We start from the raw sequence: 17759 nt of genomic DNA on the forward strand, positions 1-17759 counted from the left end.
CGGCGCACCGCAGGTGCGTCCCGTATGAACGTGCGAAACAAGCAGCCGACCGACGGTCAGCGGATGAAGGTGGCCACCTCGGCGGTGCTCTGGCGCCCGGTGCGATAAGAATTGACCGGATCGCCGAGGTCCGGGTAGCCGAACGAGATCCCCAGCAGGACCTGGCGCTCCGCGGGGATGTCGAAGAACTCACGGATCGTTGGCGCCTGCGCGGCGAGAGCAGCCTGGGGCACCGTGGCGATACCCATGCTGTGCGCCGCCAGCAAGAAGTTGCTCACGAACAACCCGCAATCCACCGCGCCGTACGGTCCGAGATTCCGCTCCGTCGTGATCATCGCGACATGTGGAGCACCGAAGAAATCAAAGTTCTTCAGCATCTGCTTGCCCGATGCCACGCGGTCACCTTTGGCGATCCCCAGACTCTCGTACAGTTGCCATCCACTCTCCCGACGCCTGTCTTGGTAGACGCCCTCGTACTCGGCCGGGAAGTCGATGTCGGGTTCCTGGGTCAACTGCCGCGAAATACGCTCGGCGATCGCCTGTCTGAGCTGTTCGGTGGCGAATCCCTCGGTGATGTGCACGTGCCATGGTTGCGTGTTGCACCAGGATGGCGTTCGTCGGGCGATCTGCAAGATGTCTTCGATGTCGGAGCGGGGCACCTGCTTCCGATCAAAGGACCGGCAACTCCATCGCCCTTCGACCAGGTCGCGCAGAACTGCCGTCGAATCACCCGCTTCCGACCGGTCCACCTCTGTGGCGCGGGCGCCAGTTCCCGAACTCCGTGACATCTCGACCTTCTTTCCCTGTGAGCGGGCCTGGCCGCCTCCCGTACACAGCCCTCCCGATGTTCTATACACAGAGTGTAGACATAGTGTTCAGTCGCGGTCTACCATCGCTGTAACGGCCATCACACAATGCAGGCAGAGGCCCGCAGAGGGAGTGCCCCATGACCATCACCGAACCCACAATCGGGCGAACCGCAGTCACCGGCGATCTCGATGTACCCAGCGGACTTCCCCGGGGTATCGATCTGGGACGAATCGCAAATCGCGACAAAGCAATTGCCATGTACGGACGTGAGTTTGTCACCACGCTGACCGACCACGCACTACTCGCCGACGACTACGCATACCGCGCCATGCTCGAGTTCAAGGGCAAGTCGAATGCCTCTAATTGGCGCACCTTCGACGTCGCGCTCGAGCAGGGTATCGACGCGGTCGACGAACCGGGACCTGCGATGGTCGACTTCTTCAGGCAACTCGATCGCGTTCCGGAATGGGTTGATCACGATCAGCTCTACCGAGGTGCAGTTGCGTTCTGGCGCGCAGGACCGATCGTTCCGCCGATCCTGGCCTGGGCGACGATCGCGGGCGGTTTCTCGATGTTCAGCGCCACTCGCCCCGTCTTGTTCAGCGGCCGGCTGCGTAAACCCGACAAGGTCGGCACCCGCCTGATCGAAAGCTTTCGGTACGTCGTCGCCGCGTATACGCCCGGTGGGATGCATCGCTTCGAAGAAGGTTTCCGCCTCACCGCCAAAGTGCGGATGATCCACGCCGCGGTGCGGCACAGCCTCAATCAGTCCGATGCCTGGGACTGGGAGAACTGGGGCATTCCCATCAACAACCTCGACAGCATGGAGACGCAGGCCGGGCAATTCGGCGTGAAGTTCGTCGATGCCGTACAGAGTTCGGGCATCCGATTCTCCGATCGGGAGCTGGAAGACATCTTCGCGCTCAGCCGCTACGTCGGTTATGTCATCGGCGTCCCGGAGGAAATTCTGCACACGGACCCGGACGACGCAAGGAAGAAGTCCGATCTGCACACACTCATCGAGCAGCCACCGGACCAGCTCTGCCGAGACGTGGTGCACTCGGTCATCAAGTACAGCGTCGAGAATCCGCCCGGCGACGTCGAGGTGTTGCCCGCCCCCATAGCGAAGTTCATGACCACCGATCGTCGACTGTCCCTCGCCTACGGAATGCTGCACTCGTGGATTCCGGCTGACGTCATGGAGGCACTCGAGGCCGAGCGCACTCCGTGGCGGGCAGTCCTGCCCACGATCCGGCCGCTCCTGGCCGCGACCGACCGCATCGGCCGCCTGCTGCCGCACGACGACGAGAAGAGGGCATTCGCCATGTTGCGCCAGTTCAACGACGCAATCGCCATTCCGGAATCGGAGAAGGCGCGAGCAGTCGCGGTACCCGACGAAGTCCATGCAGACATCGCCGCGAACAAGGGTGGCATGCCGACGGTGGCACGCCGTTGACCAGCGCCCCCACGCCTCCGCTTGCCGGCATCCGCATCGTCGAACTCGCGGGCATCGGCCCCGGTCCGTTCGCGGGCATGCTTCTCGCCGATCTCGGCGCGGAAGTGATCTGCGTCGATCGCCCCGAAGGGAATCCCTGGGCGGTCGGCGGGCACGGCATCATGTTCCGCAGCCGCCGACATCTGGCGGTGGACCTGAAGGCACCACAGGGCGCCGAGATCGTGCGACGGCTGTGCGCCGAATCCGACGGCATCATCGAGACGTTCCGTCCCGGGGTTGCCGAGCGGCTCGGTGTCGGTCCGGATGACTGCCTCGCTGTCAATCCGAATCTGGTCTATGGGCGGATGACCGGGTGGGGTCAGAGTGGCCCCATGGCGTCCATGCCTGGTCACGACATCAACTACATCGCACTGACGGGGGCGCTGCATGCGATCGGCAGGAAGGGCGCTCCGCCGACACCCCCGCTCAATCTCGTGGGTGATTTCGGTGGGGGCGGAATGCTTCTCGGAATCGGGATGCTCGCCGGGCTGTTGTCGGTCCGCGGTGGCGGCGGTGGACGTGTCGTCGATGCAGCAATGATCGATGGCGTCTCGGCTCTGATGGCGATGTTCCACTCGCTGCGTGCCGAAGGCAGTTTCACCGAGGCACGCGGGACCCACCTTCTCGACACCGGCGCGTTCTTCTACGACGTCTATCAGACGAAAGACGGCCACTGGGTGAGCATCGGTGCCATCGAGACGGCGTTTTGGCATGAGCTGTGCGACCTGCTCGAACTTCCGCAGAACGTGCGGGACAATCAGTTCGACCAGTCCCGATGGGATGAGTTCCGAACAATCGTCGCAGCCCGGATCGCCCAGTTCACCCGCAGCGAGCTTGACACGCTGTTCGAGGGGCGGAACACCTGCTACGCACCGGCTCTGACGATGGCCGAGGCGATCGAGCATCCGCACCACACCGCGCGTGGCACCTTTGTCGATGTCGCGGGGGTCGTGCAACCGGCACCGTCACCGCGATTCGACGGCGCACCTCCCACCAGGCCGACGCCGCGGCGCTCCCCGGGCGCCGACAGTCGAAACATCCTGTCCGACGCCGGTTTCGACGCCGATGACATCGACGAGTTGATCAGCCAGGGCGTCGTCGAGACCTGACAAGCTGCCGTGGGCAGGCGGTGGTTGCTCGGATTGGGCCGGGCAACCACCGTTTGCGTTGTGCCGGAACCATTCTCCAACATATTGTGATTGACGCCACGTCTGGACAGACTGTATGGTCAAAGAATGTCCCAGACTCCTCCCGTAGCACAACCTGCGCCGAGCGATAACCCTCGCGGAAGCTTCGTTCCGTCCAGTGACTTCACCGACGTCGACCTGGATCGTGCGCTCAGCGACGCCAATCTCCCGTACCTGCTGGGTTCACTGGCGCTGCTCACGGGCAATGATCGGTGGATCTCTGCGCCTTTTCTGCCCACAGCACCGAAAGATCTGGGCAACAACGATTCCGGCGGGTTCGACGAGGAGACTGGCCGGGCGATCCGGTTGGCCGCGAGCGCAATCCTGCGGGACTGGCGTGATGGGTCGACGGACTTCCCCGCGGCACCACCCACCCCGGAACGACTGAGCCACATCCTCTCGGTGATGCTCTCCGATCGAATCCCCTCCGACTATGGAACGCTGCTCGGAGAAGAAATGGGCATCTATGCCCGGTACACCGCGCCGACCGCGCCGGTGGATCCGGAGTTCCGGGTGATCATCATCGGAGCCGGCATCTCCGGTCTGGCGATGGCCGTGCGCCTCGAACAATCCGGAATCGACTATCTGCTCATCGACAAGAACGATGCAGCGGGTGGCACCTGGCACGAGAATGTCTATCCCGGTTGCGGGGTGGACACGCCGAGCTACCTGTACTCGTTGTCCTTCGACCCCAAGCCCGACTGGTCGAGTCATTTTGCGCCACAGTCCGAACTTGCCGAATACTGGAACACTCTCGCCCGAAAGCACAACGTGCTGACACACATCAGGTTCGGCACCGAGGTGAGTACGGCCGCGTACGACGAGGACGCGTTCGTGTGGAACGTGACCGTCCGCGCCGCCGACGGGTCGGGGAACGAAGAGACTCTCACCGCCAACGCTGTGGTCAGCGCGGTCGGATTGCTCAATCAACCGAGCATCCCGGATCTTCCGGGGCTGGCGGATTTCGAGGGACCCGCGCTGCACACCGCCCGGTGGGAACAGAACCTGGACCTGACCGGCAAACGGGTCGCGGTCGTCGGGACGGGTGCCAGTTCCATGCAATTCGTCCCCGCGGTCAGCGAGATCGCCGCCGAGGTCCGGGTGTTCCAACGCACACCGCAATGGTCGATGCCGCATCCGTTGAAAGGCAAGGCCGTCGACGACGCGACTCATTTTCTCAACAGCCATGTCCCCTACTACCTCGCCTGGCACCGCGCAGCACTCTTCTGGAGGATGGGTGACAAGGTGTGGCGCCTGTTACAGGTGGATCCCGAGTACCCGCACCTCGGTCGCGCGGTGAACAAGGCCAACGACCGCCTCCGCGCAGGGCTCACCGCGTTCATCGAGCACGAACTCGACGGTCGGCCGGACCTGTTGGCCAAAGCCCTCCCCGACTATCCCCCGTACGGCAAACGCCTGCTGATCGACGCCAACTGGTTCAAGACGCTACGTCGCGAGAATGTCGACCTCGTCACCGATGGTGTGGAGCAGATCACCGCCGATGGGGTCCGAACGGTTGACGGAACCCACTACGCCGCCGACGTTCTCGTGTTGGCTACCGGGTTCAAGGCTGTCGATGTCCTGGCATCGCTCGAAGTCCGGGGCCGCGCAGGCAAGACGCTCCAAGAAGTGTGGGGCGAGGGTGACGGCCGGGCCTATCTGGGCATCACGGTGCCGGGCTTCCCTAATTTCTTCTGTCTGTATGGCCCCAACACGAACACCGGACACGGCGGGACCGTGATCGCCGGCACCGAGATGCAGGTACAGCATGTATCTGCGCTGTTCGCCGCCATGATCGACGACGACGTGGCCGAGATCGAGGTACGCGCTGACATCCATGACGAGTACAACTCCGAGTTGGACAAGGCTCTGGCGCAGACTGTCTGGGACTTCGGCGGCACCAGCACCTACTACAGGAACAAGCGGGGGCGCATCGTGACCAACAGTCCGTGGAAGTACATCGACTACTGGAAGCGGGTACACGAACCACGGCTTGATGAGTTCCGGCTCGCCAGTCGACGCCCGGTGGCGGAGAGTTCCAGCGCACCGGCCGGTCACGCCGACCAGATCTGATCACCGCTCATTCGCCCGAGAGACGAGGTTCTCATGTCAGACACCATCGAAACACCCATCCCTGCATCACCTTCCGCAGCTCCCGGGGTCGGCGAACCCACCCTGCCCGCGGCGTTCCAAGCAACCGCCGCCGCGCGCGGTGATCAGATCGCACTGATCGCATTCGGCGACGACCGCACGCTGACCTGGGCCGAGTACTCCGCCGCCGTCGAAGAGATCGCCACGGGTCTGTACGACATCGGGGTCCGACACGGAGACACCGTGGCTCTCATGCTGTCGAACAGCCCCGAGTTCCACATCGTGGACACCGCCGTGCAGCACTTGGGCGCCACACCCTTCTCGATCTATCTGACGTCGGCACCCGAACAGATCAGCTATCTGTTCGACAACGCCGACAACAAGGTGCTGGTCGCCGAGAGCCGATTCCTCGACGTCATCTCCCGCACCGACACTCCCGGCCTCGACACCGTTGTCGTAGTGGACGCGCTGCCGGTGCAGACCACGGCTCCTGCGGCAGCGTCGAACATCCTCACACTGGACGACGTGCGTCGTCGCCGAACTGCCGGCTTCGATTTCGAACAGGCCTGGCGGTCGGTGCAGCCCTCTGACTTGGCCACCCTGATCTACACCTCGGGCACCACGGGCGCACCCAAAGGGGTGGAGCTGACCCACGCCAACCTGATGTTCGTGATGCACACATGCAACCAACGGTTCCCGTTCGACGAGGACGGTGCGGCGATCTCCTACCTGCCGACTGCACACGCTGCTGATCGCGTGTTCTCGCACTACCTCTCGACCGTGACCGGGTGGCCGATCACCACGGTGGCGGACGCCGGCTCGGTGTTCGGTGCCGTCGCACAAGCTCGCCCGTCGTGGTTCCTCGGAGTTCCGCGGGTGTGGGAAAAGCTCAGGGCGGCGCTCCTTGCACGGTTCAACGGCATGCCCGACGCGCAGCGGGTAGGCCTGTTGGGCGCGCTCGACGCGGCGAACGAACGAGTGCAGCTTCAACAACGCCGCGAGGTGGTCCCTGCTGACCTGGAGGTGGCCGCGACGCGAGCTGAGTCTGCGATCTTCGGACCACTACGCGCTCAGTTGGGCCTGGACCGCGTCTCGCTGCTCATGACCGGCGCTGCACCGATCGCGCCGGCCGTCCACGAGTTCTTCCTTGCTCTCGGGTTGCCGCTGCAAGAAGGTTTCGGTATGTCGGAGACCGGAGCTCTGGGCTTCACCAATATCCCGTCCGACATCCGGGTCGGCAAAGTGGGTCTGGCCCAGCCGGGTACGGAGGCGAAGCTCGCTGCGGACGGCGAACTGTTGCTGCGCGGACCTCATGTGATGCGGGGCTACCGCAAGGATCCCCAACGAACCGCCGAAGCCGTCGATTCGGAGGGTTGGCTCTACACCGGGGACATCGCGACCATCGACCCCGACGGCTGGGTCAGCATCGTCGATCGGAAGAAGGAACTGATCATCAACGCGGCGGGCAAGAACATGTCGCCGGTCAACATCGAGAGCAAGCTCAAGAGTGCCACGCCACTCATCGGTCAGGTCTGCGTCATCGGCGACGGGCGACCGTACAACGTCGCGCTGATCGTTCTCGATCCCGATTCCGCGCGCACTTTCGCCACCGAGCACGGTCTCCCCGACGCCTCGCTTGCGGCACTGATCGGTGATCCCAGCGTGAAAGAAGCGGTCGATACTGCTGTGGCACAGACAAATGCACAACTGTCCCGCGTAGAGCAGATCAAGACCTACCGGCTGCTCGACGCGGAGTGGCTACCCGACTCCGAGGAGCTCACGCCGACGATGAAACTCAAACGCCGCGGCATCGGTACCAAGTACCACGATGTCATCGAGGACATTTACGCATCCTCATCGAGGTGACGCCGCTTCTTTAGAACCTCGATTCACAGCGAAAGCCCCAGATGTCCGGGATTCCGGTATCTGGGGCTTTTCGCGTATGAGCTGTCAGAGACCGAGGGACCGTCCGACGATCTCACGCATGATCTCGTTGGTGCCGCCGTAGATGCGTTGCACCCGCGCGTCGCGCCAGCGCCGCGACACCTCGAACTCGTCCATGTAGCCGTATCCACCGAACAGCTGCAGGCACCTGTCGAGTGCCTCGAACTCCAACTCCGTGGTCCAGAACTTCGCGCCTGCCGCGTCCGCCGGCGACAAGTCACCCGCATTGTGGACCTCGATGCACCGGTCGACGAACACCCGCGCGATCGACACCTTCGTCGACAACTCGGCCAGTGCGAACTTGTTCGCCTGAAAGCTGCCGATCGGCTTTCCGAAAGCCGTTCGCTCCTTGCCGTATTCGAGCGCGAGATTTACCGCGTACTCGGCACTGGCCACCGCGACCACCGACATGGACAGTCGCTCCTGAGCGAGGTTCTTCATCATGTAATGCAGCCCCTTGCCCGGGGTGCCGAGAACGTTGTCGCCACTGACGTGGACGTCGTTGAAGAACAGTTCAGCGGTGTCCTGGGCTTTTCGGCCGACCTTGTGCAGTTTCCGTCCGCGTTCGAATCCGTCCTGACCGGCCTCCACCACGAACAAACCGAAGCCACCTCCGTCCTCGTCCGCGATCCGGGCCGCGACGATGATCAGGTCGGCCTGGATCCCGCTCGTGATGAAGATCTTCGAACCCGACAGCCGCCAACCGTCCCCCGCTCGCCTCGCGGTGGTCTTGATCGCTCGCAGGTCGGATCCCGTCCCCGGCTCGCTCATGGCGATAGCGATCACGCTGTCGCCCTGCACGATGCCAGGAACCCACCGCTGCTGCTGTTCGGTGTCAGCGATGTCGAGATAGTAGGGCAGGACGATGTCGTTGGTGAGCGAGAAACCATCTCCGACAGTGCCGGTCCGGACCACTTCCTCGTTCAGGACCGCGTTGAACCTGAAGTCGCGCAACCCTCCTCCGCCCAAGGCTTCGGGTGCGTTGAAGCCAACGAGCCCCTGGGTCGCCGCCAGCTTCCAGAACGACCGATCCACCAGCCCCTCGGCCTCCCATCGGTCTGTGTGGGGTACCGCCTCCTTTTCCAGAAATCCTCGAACCGAATCCCGGAACGCCTCGTGTTCGGGCTCGAATAGGGTGCGATCGAAGCTCACAGGCCCATCCCCTTCCCGATGATCTCGCGCATGATCTCACTCGTTCCGCCGTAGATGCGTTGCACGCGGGCATCGACGAAGGCGCGAGCGATGGGGTACTCGGTCATGAACCCATAGCCGCCGAACATCTGCAGACACTGATCGGTGACGCGTCCTTGGATCTCGGTCGCTGCAAGCTTCGCCATCGCGGCGCGGTCTGCGGTGAGCGCACCGGCCACGTGCGCCCGCAGGCAGCTACGGACAAAGGTGTCGAGCATCTCCACTTCGGTGAGTGCCCCTGCGAGAGTGAATCTGGTGTTCTGAAAAGACCCGATCGCTTTCCCGAAAGCCTGTCGTTCGCGAACGTATTCCGCGGCGAGTTCTACGGCGCGCCGAGCCGACGCCGCACTCGCGATCGCGATCGTCAACCGCTCCTGCGCCAGATTCGACACCAGCGCCTTGAAACCGCCGCCGAGCTCACCCAGCAAATTCGACGTCGGAATGCGGGCGTTGTCGAAGAAGAGTTCAGCAGTGTCTTGACCATGCATCCCGATCTTGTCGAGATTGCGGCCGCGAGTGAAACCGGGGGTATCGCGCTCGACCACCAGTAGTGACAACCCACCGTGGCGCGAGCCGGATTCCGTGCGCGCGGCAACGATCACCACATCAGCGTTCACGCCGTTCGAGATGAACGTCTTCGCGCCGTTGAGGACGAAGTGATCACCGTCGACAACAGCAGTCGTCGCGATGCCGGCCAGGTCCGAACCGGTGCCGGGCTCGGTCATCGCTATCGCGGCGATCAGCTCACCCGACGCCAGCCCTGGCAGCCAGCGCCGCTTCTGGTTGTCGCTTGCGTACCTCTGAAAGTATGGGATGCAGATGTCGTTGTGCAGATTGATGCCGAAGGACACGGCTCCGGTAGCAGCGATCTCTTCGGCGATCACCGCATTGAACCGGAAGTCCTCGACCCCTCCGCCGCCGTACTCCTCACCGATCTCTATACCGAGGAAGCCGTGGGATCCGGCTTCTGCGAACAGCGTTCGAGGCAGGATGCCTTGTTTTTCCCACTTCAGGTAGTCGGGGACGACCCGGGACTCGAGAAACTGGCGAAAGCTGGCACGGAAGTCCTCGTGCTCGTCTTCATATACAGATTCAGGGACTGTGCTGATCATGGTGGTCATCGACCCACCATACTATTCGTCTATACACTATGTATAGTCGTTCAGTCGGAAACTGTAACCCAGGCTCGATTCGTACCGGGTGGAGATCAAACGTCAAAGCGGAGGCGACTACTGCCACCGCTACAGAGCCAGGTCAGTCGCTCCAGAACGCGTACACGGTCGCCAACGGGGACCTGCCATACATTGGCGCGAACACCATGGAATTGACAAACGGTCGTTCTCGGCCGACGTGTGGGTGGCGGCCGACGATTGTTCGCAACAAGATTTGTTCGTGCACTGAGGTTTTGGCGAAGGCTGCTGGCGAGGGAGAAAAGAAGACGATCCGCCTCATGCTGGAAGTGATGGCTCAATGGTTGTCGGCGTAGGACGAACATCCGAATCCCGCAGTGCTGACTGAAGCGCTGGTCTGGACGCGGAACTCATCGAGTGGCCGCGCACACGCGTATGGCTGGCCTTTATGGGCAGACGTCGACAACCACGGTCGCTATTTCGAACAGGAGAATGCCGAATCGGTTCGCCAGGTGGTGCATTCGTGCGTCGGCGTCGGTTGACGTCAGGTGGCTGCGTTCCAGGCTCTAAGAGTATAAAACTCGACTTGAGCATTCGGGTTGAGACGGAAGCCGGGGTGCCGCCTACTCGGAGAATGCTCGGATTGGCTGCGGGTTCCCGGTAACCCGAAACGCCCCGACACCAGGATGTGGTGTCGAGGCGTGCGATCGCGGCCGTTGCTCGGCGGCAGCGTCAATGGGTGCTGGCTTAGTGGCCGTCGTAGTTCTCGCGGCTGCCGGACTTGGCCAGGCCGCGAGCGACCATGTAGCCGATGGTGAGCCAGGTGATGTACTTCAAAGCCTCGGCGGCACCGAACGGGTCGGAGCTTCCGTCTTCTCCGCCGACGACGAGCGCGGTGATGGCAACGGCGAGTACGGCGAGGACGAACACGATCAGTTCGCTGGTCTTGGTCGATACCTTGGTCTCGGTGCTACGTCGGGCCGGGTTCGCGGCCTGGCGCACATCGCCGCCGGCAGGTCCGGGCTGGAAGCCGCTGCCCTGGTTGCCGTGCTGCATCGGGTTGTGACTGCTGGTCATTTCAATGTCCTTTGGTGGTGGCTGGTCGAGGCGATGGCCTCGGGAACGATCCGCTCTCGTTCACAGCAATACCCAACCGGATTTAAAGTAAACAATTCTGTGTTGACTATTTTTAATACGATCAGCCCCCAAGAGTTCGAGAAGGGAACAACCTGTCCGCGACGTATTCGGCGTCCAGCAACGTGGAGCGAGAACGGCCGGAACTCCTGCCACCGCGGCGATGCAGCGGTAGGGCGGCCCGTTGTAGATGACCTTCGCGCCCACGGAGTAGTTCGCGCCCGTGGTGAACGTGGTGGCGGCGATGCCGGCGTCGACGTAGTCGCGGTACCGATGACGTTCGGTGCGTGCGAGTGCGGCCGCGCGGAGTAGCGGTGCAGCCACTTTCAGCAATGTGTTCGTACCGCACTCGTCACAGATGTGAGCGCACCGGGATGGACTACAAACTCCACGATCTGAGGCACTTCCACGCCTCCGGCCTCATCGCCACGGGGTACGACGTAGTAACCGTTCAGCGTGCCCTCGGCCACAGCAACGCAACCGTCACTGTGAACAATTACAGCCAATTTTGGGCCACAGGCTGCAGACCGGACCCGGGACGCTGCTGAGGCGATGTTCACGGCTGCGGTGAAACCTGCTGCGTACGCACTGCGACGGAGGGCACTGATCAGCCCTCTGACCCGCACCTCTACACGTTGAAGCGGAACTCCACGACATCACCATCAGCCATGACGTAGTCCTTGCCTTCCATCCGCACTTTGCCCGCAGCCTTCGCGGCGGCCATCGAACCGGCAGCGTCGAGGTCGGCAAACGACACGATCTCGGCTTTGATGAAGCCCTTTTCGAAGTCGGTGTGGATGACACCGGCAGCCTTGGGAGCGGTGTCGCCCTTGTGAATCGTCCAGGCGCGCGACTCTTTTGGTCCGGCGGTCAGGTAGGTCTGCAGGCCAAGGGTGTGGAAGCCGGCGCGGGCCAGCGAATGCAGGCCGGGCTCTTCCTGACCGATCGAATCCAGGAGCTCCTGGGCGTCCTCGGCGTCGAGTTCGAGGAGCTCGCTCTCGACCTTTGCGTCGAGGAACACTGCATCGGCTGGTGCGACAACTTCTTTGAGCTGCGCGATCCGTTCGGGGTCGGTGAGTACCGACTCGTCGGCATTGAACACGTACAGGAACGGCTTGGTGGTCATCAGATGCAGCTCACGCAGCTTCGCGAAATCCAGCTTGTCCTTCTGCGAGAACAGGGTCTTGCCCTCGTTGAGGATCTTCTGCGCTTCCTGGACAGCGGCGACGACCTCGACGAGGCCTTTGTCTTTGCGCGAATCCTTCTCGAGCCGCGGCAGCGCCTTCTCGATGGTCTGCATGTCGGCGAGGATCAGCTCGGTCTCGATTACCTCGATGTCGGAGATCGGATCGACGCGCCCGTCGACGTGCACCACATCGTCGTCGGCGAACACGCGCACGACCTGACAGATCGCCTCGGCCTCGCGGATGTTCGCGAGGAACTGGTTGCCCATCCCCTCACCTTCGGACGCACCCTTGACGATGCCGGCGATGTCGACGAACGACACCGTGGCGGGCAGGATGCGCTCGCTGGAGTGGATTTCAGCCAGTCTCGCCAACCGGGAATCGGGCAGCTCCACCACACCGACATTGGGCTCGATGGTGGCGAACGGGTAGTTCGCAGCCAGCACATCGTTGCGGGTCAGCGCATTGAACAGGGTGGATTTGCCGACGTTGGGCAATCCGACGATTCCGAGGGTAAGACTCACGGGTGACCAGTCTAGTTCCCGGTCGCACTCACCTTGCGCGCCGCCGTCTCACAGATGCACATGGTTCAGTCATGAGCACACGTTGCAACGTGTGCTTTTGACTGAACCATGTGCTTTTGTCCGGGTCAGGCCTGCTCGGGTCTGGCGACGCCGTCGTCTGGGACGACGAGGTCGTCGTCCTCGTCGTCGGCCACCACCTTCTCCCCCGCCCTGATCGCGATCTGTTCGTTCAGATATCGCAGGATCACCGCGACCACGGCAGCCACCGGCACTGCGAGGAATGCGCCGATGATGCCGAACAGAGTGCCGCCGCCGGTCACCGCGAGCAGCACGATCGCCGCATGCAGGTTCATCGACCGCGACTGGAGCCACGGTTGCAGCACGTTGCCCTCGAGCTGTTGCACCGCGACGATGATGCCGAGCACGATCAGCGCCGTCCAGGGACCGTTGCCCACAAGTGCCACCAGAACGGCGAGGGCCCCGGCGACAAACGCGCCCACAATCGGAATGAATCCGCCGAAGAACGTGATGATGGCGAGCGCATAGGCAAGGGGCACACCGAGAATGACGAGTCCGAGCCCGATGAGCACGGCATCGATGGCGCTCACGAGGGCCTGGGTCCGGATGAAGCCACCCAGAGTCGACCAGATCCTGGTCAGCACCTCGGCCAAGTGCTCGGCAGCGGGCGCCCCGCTGGTGCGACGCAACCACGGGACGAACTTTGGACCGTCTTTGAGAAAGAAGAACGTCAAGAACAAGACGGTGAAGAGCGTGATCAACACCGACGTCGCGGCCGTGACGCCGGTGAACACCCCCGATGCGATGGTCGTGCTGGAGTCCTGGATCCGGCTGGTGATCGCGTTGACCGCATTGTCGAGCTGATCGTCGCTGAAATTGAACGGCGGGCCGTGCAGCCACTCCTGGATCTTCACAACACCGTCGGTGGCCTGAGAGGCCAGGTCTCCTGATTGATCGACCACCGATGGCGCGATCGCACCCATGATCCCGGCGACCACCCCGACTGCGAGCAGCAAGACCACAGCAGACGCTGCCGCAGCGTTCATGCCTTTGCGCAGAAGCCAGCCAACCGGTGGCCACAGCACCGTGCACACGATGATGGCGAGGAGGATGGGCAGCAAGACCACCCAGGTCTTACCGATGATCCACGCCAGCACCCAGGCACCGCCGGCGATGAGGATCAGGCGCAGGCTGTGCTTGGCGAGCCACTGGGTGCCTTGCCCGATCACGAATCCCCGGTTCGGGGTCAACGCGGCGGACGAACTCGACACCACGTCCTTTTCATCCGCCCCCGCCGCACCCTTGAGTGGTTCCCCCGACGATGTTTTTGCCATTGGTTGATGGTCACACACCCGGCGGACGTTCGACGCCTCGGACGGCATCGGCCCTGCAGAATGTCGGCCTTTGTGCGTACGGTCGTCACCGGAGCGACATCTGGTATCGGGAGGCCGCATGGACACCATCACCCGTTCTCAACTCCTTGCGGCACGCTGGCACGTCCAGCAGGTCGGCCGCGAGCCCGGCGCCGACGAGTGTGACCTCCTCGACTACGGCATCCAGGACTCCGGGCCCGACGGCGCTCCCTGGGCACTTCACATCCGCGGATTCGATAATTCCGACGACAGTCTGGCCGTCGCCTGGACGATCCGGGGCGCACCGCACTACTACCGGCGCGCCGACCTCGCGGAGGTCTCGGTGGCCGTGAGCCCCCTGTCATCCGAGGACGCGGGTAAACGGATCTACGACGCGAGCAAGAAGTTCAGAGATGCGGGCACCGATCCCCTCGAGGCGATGGCCGAGCTCGCGGCCGAGATGCGCACGATCGTCACCACTCCGACGGTCAAAGGCGAGATGTCGAGGCAGCTGACCTCGGTGCTGCCCGATCACTTTCTGCGCTACTGCAAGCCGTGCGACGCCATTCATCCCTACGAGAACTCGTTTCGGCTCGCTGCACTGCAGGCGGGGCTCGAGTTGCAGCCGGACACCAGTCCCCCGGTTCTGCGGCGGATCAAGGGCTTGCGTCCGAACAATTTTCGTCGGTTGGGAACCGACGCCGCCGAGCGGTTCGACGTCGTCCGCAACCACCTACGCTTCTACGGTGCCGCCACCCCGAAACAGGTCGCGGAGTTCCTCGACGCGCCCATTCGAGACGTCAAGGCCCACTGGCCTTCCGATGTCGCTGACGTGTCCGTCGACGGTCAGACGAGATCGGCGCTGTCCGACGGACTCGAGGTGCTGACCGATCCGCCGGAAGCCACCGGACTTCGTCTGGTCGGTCCGTACGACCCGTTGCTGCAGGCCCGCGACCGTGAACTCCTGATACCCGACGCTTCACGTCGCAAGGCGACCTGGCCTGCACTCGGACGGCCCGGGGTGATCTTCTCCGCGGCCGAGCCCATCGGAACCTGGCGACCGGCGAAGGCCGGCAAGAAACTCAACATCACGGTGGAACTGTGGTCCACGACCACCGCGAAAACCACGGCCGCCATCGACGAGCAGGCGGCGCAACTGGCTCAGTTCCGAGGCCTCGACCCTGGAACCGTGAAAACGAAGTGACTGTTCAGGCGCGCCGACGCTGCAGCCAGCGGAACATTCCACTCACCGCGTCGAGATCCTGCTGTACGGGATCGGCCGGCGCTACGGGTTCCATCGACGCGTCCGGCGCCGCCGTTGTCGGCTTCTCGGCCTCGATCGCCGACTTCACGGACTGTTCGCCGTACAGACCCATCATGATCTCGATGCCCCAGCCCGGAAACTGCGACAACGGCGCCTCTTTGCGTCCCCATCGTGTTACGTACATATTTCACACTCTGGCACGCATCGGCAGTTTTGTCCCCCTTTTGCTGCGTAGAGGGCATAAAGGCGACATCAGGAAGACCGTCCCCAGGAATCGAAGAGTGATCTGGACCACACCAACTGAGCCTACAGAAGGGCCGTCCACCGCCACGTCCGATTTCCGCTAGTGATGTCCCGTGAACCCTGCCAGAGTGGTGGCATGAGCCCAGGTCCCGCTGCGAGCGCACGTCAGCTCGACTTCGACAGCTGCTACCGAGCCGTCCAGTCCCGGGATGCGCGATTCGACGGCCAGTTCTTCGTAGCAGTGCGCACGACGGGCATCTATTGCCGCCCGTCATGCCCCGCCATCACCCCCAAGCCACACAACGTGTCGTTCGTGCTGACCGCCGCCGTCGCCCAGCAGGAGGGATACCGCGCGTGCCGGCGGTGCCTGCCCGATGCGGTGCCGGGATCACCGCGGTGGAACGTCAACTCCGATCTGGCGTCTCGGGCGATGCGTCTGATCGAGGACGGGCTGGTGGACCGCACCGGCGTGAGCGGCCTCGCCGGACAACTCGGGTATTCACCCCGCCAGCTCAATCGGGTCCTCGGGGATCAGATCGGGGCGGGACCGCTGGCTCTGGCGCGCGCCTACCGCGCGACCACGGCGCGCATGCTCATCCAGTGCACGGACATGTCCATGTCCGACATCGCGTTTGCCGCCGGATTCGCCAGCATCCGGCAGTTCAACGACACGGTGCGCGAGGTGTTCGCGCAGACTCCGACCGAACTGCGCGCCAAGGGCGCGCCGCGCGGTCCCGGGGTGGCCGGAGCCGCCGTCACCCTGAAACTCGCTGTTCGACAACCATTTTCTCCACCTTGGCTGCACTGGTTCCTGTCCGCCCATGCGGTGACCGGGATCGAGAGCTGGGACGGACAGACCTACCGCCGCTCACTTGATCTGCCACACGGACCGGCCATCGTCGGCCTGCAGATCGACACCGACCATGTCCGCGCCGAGCTTCGGCTGCAAGACATGCGCGACCTCGGCGTCGCGGTGCACCGGGTCCGCAAACTGCTCGATCTCGACGCCGATGTCGCCGCCGCCAACGACGTCTTGCAGCGGGTCCCGGCCCTGTCGCCGCTGGTCGACGCGATGCCCGGAATCCGGGCACCGGGCAGTATCGATCCGACCGAACTACTCCTGCGAACGATGATCGGCCAGCAGATCTCGCTGCCCGCCGCCCGCACGCATGCGGCCAAACTCGTCGCAGCACTGGGTGTTCCGCTCGACAACCCAGACGGCGGGATCACCCACCTGTTCCCGACGGCCGCGGCCATCGCCGAACGCGGCCATGAGGTGCTCACCGGGCCGGCGGCCCGGACCACAGCCATCGTGGATGTCAGCCGGGCCATCGCCGAGGACCGCTTGACAATGCACCCGGGCCTGCCGGCTGCCGAACTGCGGACGCAGCTGATCGCCCAACGCGGCATCGGGGCATGGACCGCCGACTACGTCATCATGCGACTGCTGGGTGACCCGGACATCCTGCTGAACACCGATCTGGTCCTGCGCAAGTCCGCGGCCGACCTCAACATCGACCTCACCGACACGAGTCGCTGGTCACCGTGGCGGTCCTACGCCTCGATGCACCTGTGGCGCAGCGCAGTTGCTCGCGTCGAACCCACCCTTGCCGTCGCACCGGCACCTCCGATCACCACCCGAAGCCGAAAGAAGGTCTCATGAGTACCGCCGCCTGGACCACGATCACCACCCCGACCGGACCGTTCACCATGGTCGTCGACAGCGACGGTCAGGTACTTGCGTCTGGATGGTCCGCCGACGCCGACTACCTCAATGCGCTGGTGCACAGATCGATTCGACCGGACGTTCTCGTCAACAAATCGGATCTGGGAACTGTGAGCGCCGCCGCGGAGGCCTATCACCGCGGCGACGTCACGGCCATCGACGACATCGCGGTGAAGCAACGGTCGGGTGCCTTTCTCGAACACGCCTGGGACGTATTACGCCAAGTGCCGGCGGGCGACCCGGTCAGTTACACCGAATACGCCCGCCTCAGCGGCCGACCCGCAGCGATCCGTGGTGCCGCCAGCGCGTGCGCACGCAACGCGGCGGCCCTGTTCGTCCCATGCCATCGAGTCCTGCGTTCCGACCGGACGCTCGGAGGCTTCCGCTACGGCCTCGACGTCAAGTCCTGGCTGCTCGCGCACGAGAAGTCAGAGGAAACGCTGTTCACCTCCGCGTGAGTGTCAGA

16 protein-coding genes are annotated in these 17759 nt (G+C 63.5%); 8 read left to right on the forward strand and 8 right to left on the reverse strand.

Annotation, left to right across the window (positions count from 1 at the left end):
• Positions 1–56: 56 nt before the first annotated feature.
• Positions 57–788 carry a nitroreductase gene (locus J3S28_RS09155; RefSeq protein WP_207839839.1) on the reverse strand — a complete coding sequence of 244 codons (732 nt, stop codon included), beginning with the start codon at positions 786–788 and terminating at the stop codon, positions 57–59.
• A gap of 158 nt (positions 789–946) precedes the next feature.
• On the opposite strand from J3S28_RS09155, the gene J3S28_RS09160 reads away from it, so the two are divergent.
• The 4 genes from J3S28_RS09160 to J3S28_RS09175 all read left to right on the forward strand — a co-directional run bounded on the left by J3S28_RS09160 (position 947) and on the right by J3S28_RS09175 (position 7449).
• Positions 947–2266 carry an oxygenase MpaB family protein gene (locus tag J3S28_RS09160; RefSeq protein WP_207839841.1) on the forward strand — a complete coding sequence of 440 codons (1320 nt, stop codon included), beginning with the start codon at positions 947–949 and terminating at the stop codon, positions 2264–2266.
• Positions 2263–3414: a CaiB/BaiF CoA transferase family protein gene (locus J3S28_RS09165; RefSeq protein WP_207839843.1), complete on the forward strand. Its 1152-nt coding sequence runs from the start codon at positions 2263–2265 to the stop codon at positions 3412–3414. The genes J3S28_RS09160 and J3S28_RS09165 overlap by 4 nt, the downstream gene beginning before the upstream one ends.
• A gap of 126 nt (positions 3415–3540) precedes the next feature.
• Entirely contained in the window at positions 3541–5565 is a 2025-nt protein-coding gene (locus J3S28_RS09170; RefSeq protein WP_207839845.1) for a flavin-containing monooxygenase, read from the forward strand.
• Positions 5566–5598: 33 nt separating this feature from the next.
• Positions 5599–7449, forward strand: coding sequence for an AMP-dependent synthetase/ligase (locus J3S28_RS09175; RefSeq protein ID WP_207839847.1), 1851 nt, complete (start codon positions 5599–5601; stop codon positions 7447–7449).
• Between the two features lie 84 nt (positions 7450–7533).
• Here J3S28_RS09175 and J3S28_RS09180 read toward each other — a convergent pair whose 3' ends face one another.
• The 4 genes from J3S28_RS09180 to J3S28_RS09195 form a co-directional block, all read right to left on the reverse strand.
• Complete coding sequence (locus tag J3S28_RS09180) at positions 7534–8679, reverse strand: acyl-CoA dehydrogenase family protein (protein ID WP_207839849.1); 1146 nt, start codon at positions 8677–8679, stop codon at positions 7534–7536.
• Positions 8676–9830, reverse strand: coding sequence for an acyl-CoA dehydrogenase family protein (locus J3S28_RS09185; protein ID WP_372435991.1), 1155 nt, complete (start codon positions 9828–9830; stop codon positions 8676–8678). Before J3S28_RS09185 ends, J3S28_RS09180 begins: the two co-directional genes overlap by 4 nt.
• A gap of 765 nt (positions 9831–10595) precedes the next feature.
• Entirely contained in the window at positions 10596–10925 is a 330-nt protein-coding gene (locus tag J3S28_RS09190) for a hypothetical protein (protein WP_207839852.1), read from the reverse strand.
• Between the two features lie 60 nt (positions 10926–10985).
• Positions 10986–11306, reverse strand: coding sequence for a hypothetical protein (locus tag J3S28_RS09195; RefSeq protein WP_207839855.1), 321 nt, complete (start codon positions 11304–11306; stop codon positions 10986–10988).
• Between the two features lie 8 nt (positions 11307–11314).
• Here J3S28_RS09195 and J3S28_RS09200 point away from each other — a divergent pair, with 8 nt between their 5' ends.
• Positions 11315–11530, forward strand: a complete 216-nt coding sequence (locus tag J3S28_RS09200) for a tyrosine-type recombinase/integrase (RefSeq protein WP_207840750.1) — start codon at positions 11315–11317, stop codon at positions 11528–11530.
• 80 nt (positions 11531–11610) lie between these two features.
• On the opposite strand, the gene ychF is transcribed toward J3S28_RS09200, so the two are convergent.
• Both ychF and J3S28_RS09210 read right to left on the reverse strand, forming a co-directional pair.
• On the reverse strand, positions 11611–12690 hold the full coding sequence (gene ychF, locus J3S28_RS09205; RefSeq protein WP_207839857.1) for a redox-regulated ATPase YchF: 1080 nt from the start codon (positions 12688–12690) through the stop codon (positions 11611–11613).
• 125 nt (positions 12691–12815) lie between these two features.
• Positions 12816–14042 carry an AI-2E family transporter gene (locus tag J3S28_RS09210; RefSeq protein ID WP_207839859.1) on the reverse strand — a complete coding sequence of 409 codons (1227 nt, stop codon included), beginning with the start codon at positions 14040–14042 and terminating at the stop codon, positions 12816–12818.
• Positions 14043–14160: 118 nt separating this feature from the next.
• On the opposite strand from J3S28_RS09210, the gene J3S28_RS09215 reads away from it, so the two are divergent.
• Positions 14161–15264, forward strand: coding sequence for a DNA glycosylase AlkZ-like family protein (locus J3S28_RS09215; RefSeq protein WP_207839861.1), 1104 nt, complete (start codon positions 14161–14163; stop codon positions 15262–15264).
• Positions 15265–15268: 4 nt separating this feature from the next.
• On the opposite strand, the gene J3S28_RS09220 is transcribed toward J3S28_RS09215, so the two are convergent.
• Positions 15269–15508 carry a hypothetical protein gene (locus J3S28_RS09220; protein ID WP_207839863.1) on the reverse strand — a complete coding sequence of 80 codons (240 nt, stop codon included), beginning with the start codon at positions 15506–15508 and terminating at the stop codon, positions 15269–15271.
• 195 nt (positions 15509–15703) lie between these two features.
• Between J3S28_RS09220 and J3S28_RS09225 the strand changes: the two genes are divergently transcribed.
• Positions 15704–17230: a DNA-3-methyladenine glycosylase 2 family protein gene (locus J3S28_RS09225; protein WP_207839865.1), complete on the forward strand. Its 1527-nt coding sequence runs from the start codon at positions 15704–15706 to the stop codon at positions 17228–17230.
• Complete coding sequence (locus tag J3S28_RS09230; protein ID WP_207839867.1) at positions 17227–17751, forward strand: methylated-DNA--[protein]-cysteine S-methyltransferase; 525 nt, start codon at positions 17227–17229, stop codon at positions 17749–17751. The genes J3S28_RS09225 and J3S28_RS09230 overlap by 4 nt, the downstream gene beginning before the upstream one ends.
• Positions 17752–17759: the final 8 nt, after the last annotated feature.

It is taken from the genome of Williamsia soli, from assembly GCF_017377795.1.
In the GTDB taxonomy this organism is placed as follows: Bacteria; Actinomycetota; Actinomycetes; order Mycobacteriales; family Mycobacteriaceae; genus Williamsia; species Williamsia soli.

What these genes read in the sequence shown, in the direction of transcription:
- J3S28_RS09210 (WP_207839859.1), bottom strand. Translation starts at nt 14,042, where the DNA reads ATGGCAAAAACATCGTCGGGGGAACCACTCAAGGGTGCGGCGGGGGCG.
- J3S28_RS09170 (WP_207839845.1), top strand. Translation starts at nt 3,541, where the DNA reads ATGTCCCAGACTCCTCCCGTAGCACAACCTGCGCCGAGCGATAACCCT.
- J3S28_RS09185 (WP_372435991.1), bottom strand. Translation starts at nt 9,830, where the DNA reads ATGATCAGCACAGTCCCTGAATCTGTATATGAAGACGAGCACGAGGAC.
- J3S28_RS09220 (WP_207839863.1), bottom strand. Translation starts at nt 15,508, where the DNA reads ATGTACGTAACACGATGGGGACGCAAAGAGGCGCCGTTGTCGCAGTTT.
- J3S28_RS09190 (WP_207839852.1), bottom strand. Translation starts at nt 10,925, where the DNA reads ATGACCAGCAGTCACAACCCGATGCAGCACGGCAACCAGGGCAGCGGC.
- J3S28_RS09225 (WP_207839865.1), top strand. Translation starts at nt 15,704, where the DNA reads ATGAGCCCAGGTCCCGCTGCGAGCGCACGTCAGCTCGACTTCGACAGC.
- J3S28_RS09215 (WP_207839861.1), top strand. Translation starts at nt 14,161, where the DNA reads ATGGACACCATCACCCGTTCTCAACTCCTTGCGGCACGCTGGCACGTC.
- J3S28_RS09200 (WP_207840750.1), top strand. Translation starts at nt 11,315, where the DNA reads ATGTGTTCGTACCGCACTCGTCACAGATGTGAGCGCACCGGGATGGAC.
- J3S28_RS09230 (WP_207839867.1), top strand. Translation starts at nt 17,227, where the DNA reads ATGAGTACCGCCGCCTGGACCACGATCACCACCCCGACCGGACCGTTC.
- J3S28_RS09160 (WP_207839841.1), top strand. Translation starts at nt 947, where the DNA reads ATGACCATCACCGAACCCACAATCGGGCGAACCGCAGTCACCGGCGAT.
- J3S28_RS09175 (WP_207839847.1), top strand. Translation starts at nt 5,599, where the DNA reads ATGTCAGACACCATCGAAACACCCATCCCTGCATCACCTTCCGCAGCT.
- J3S28_RS09155 (WP_207839839.1), bottom strand. Translation starts at nt 788, where the DNA reads ATGTCACGGAGTTCGGGAACTGGCGCCCGCGCCACAGAGGTGGACCGG.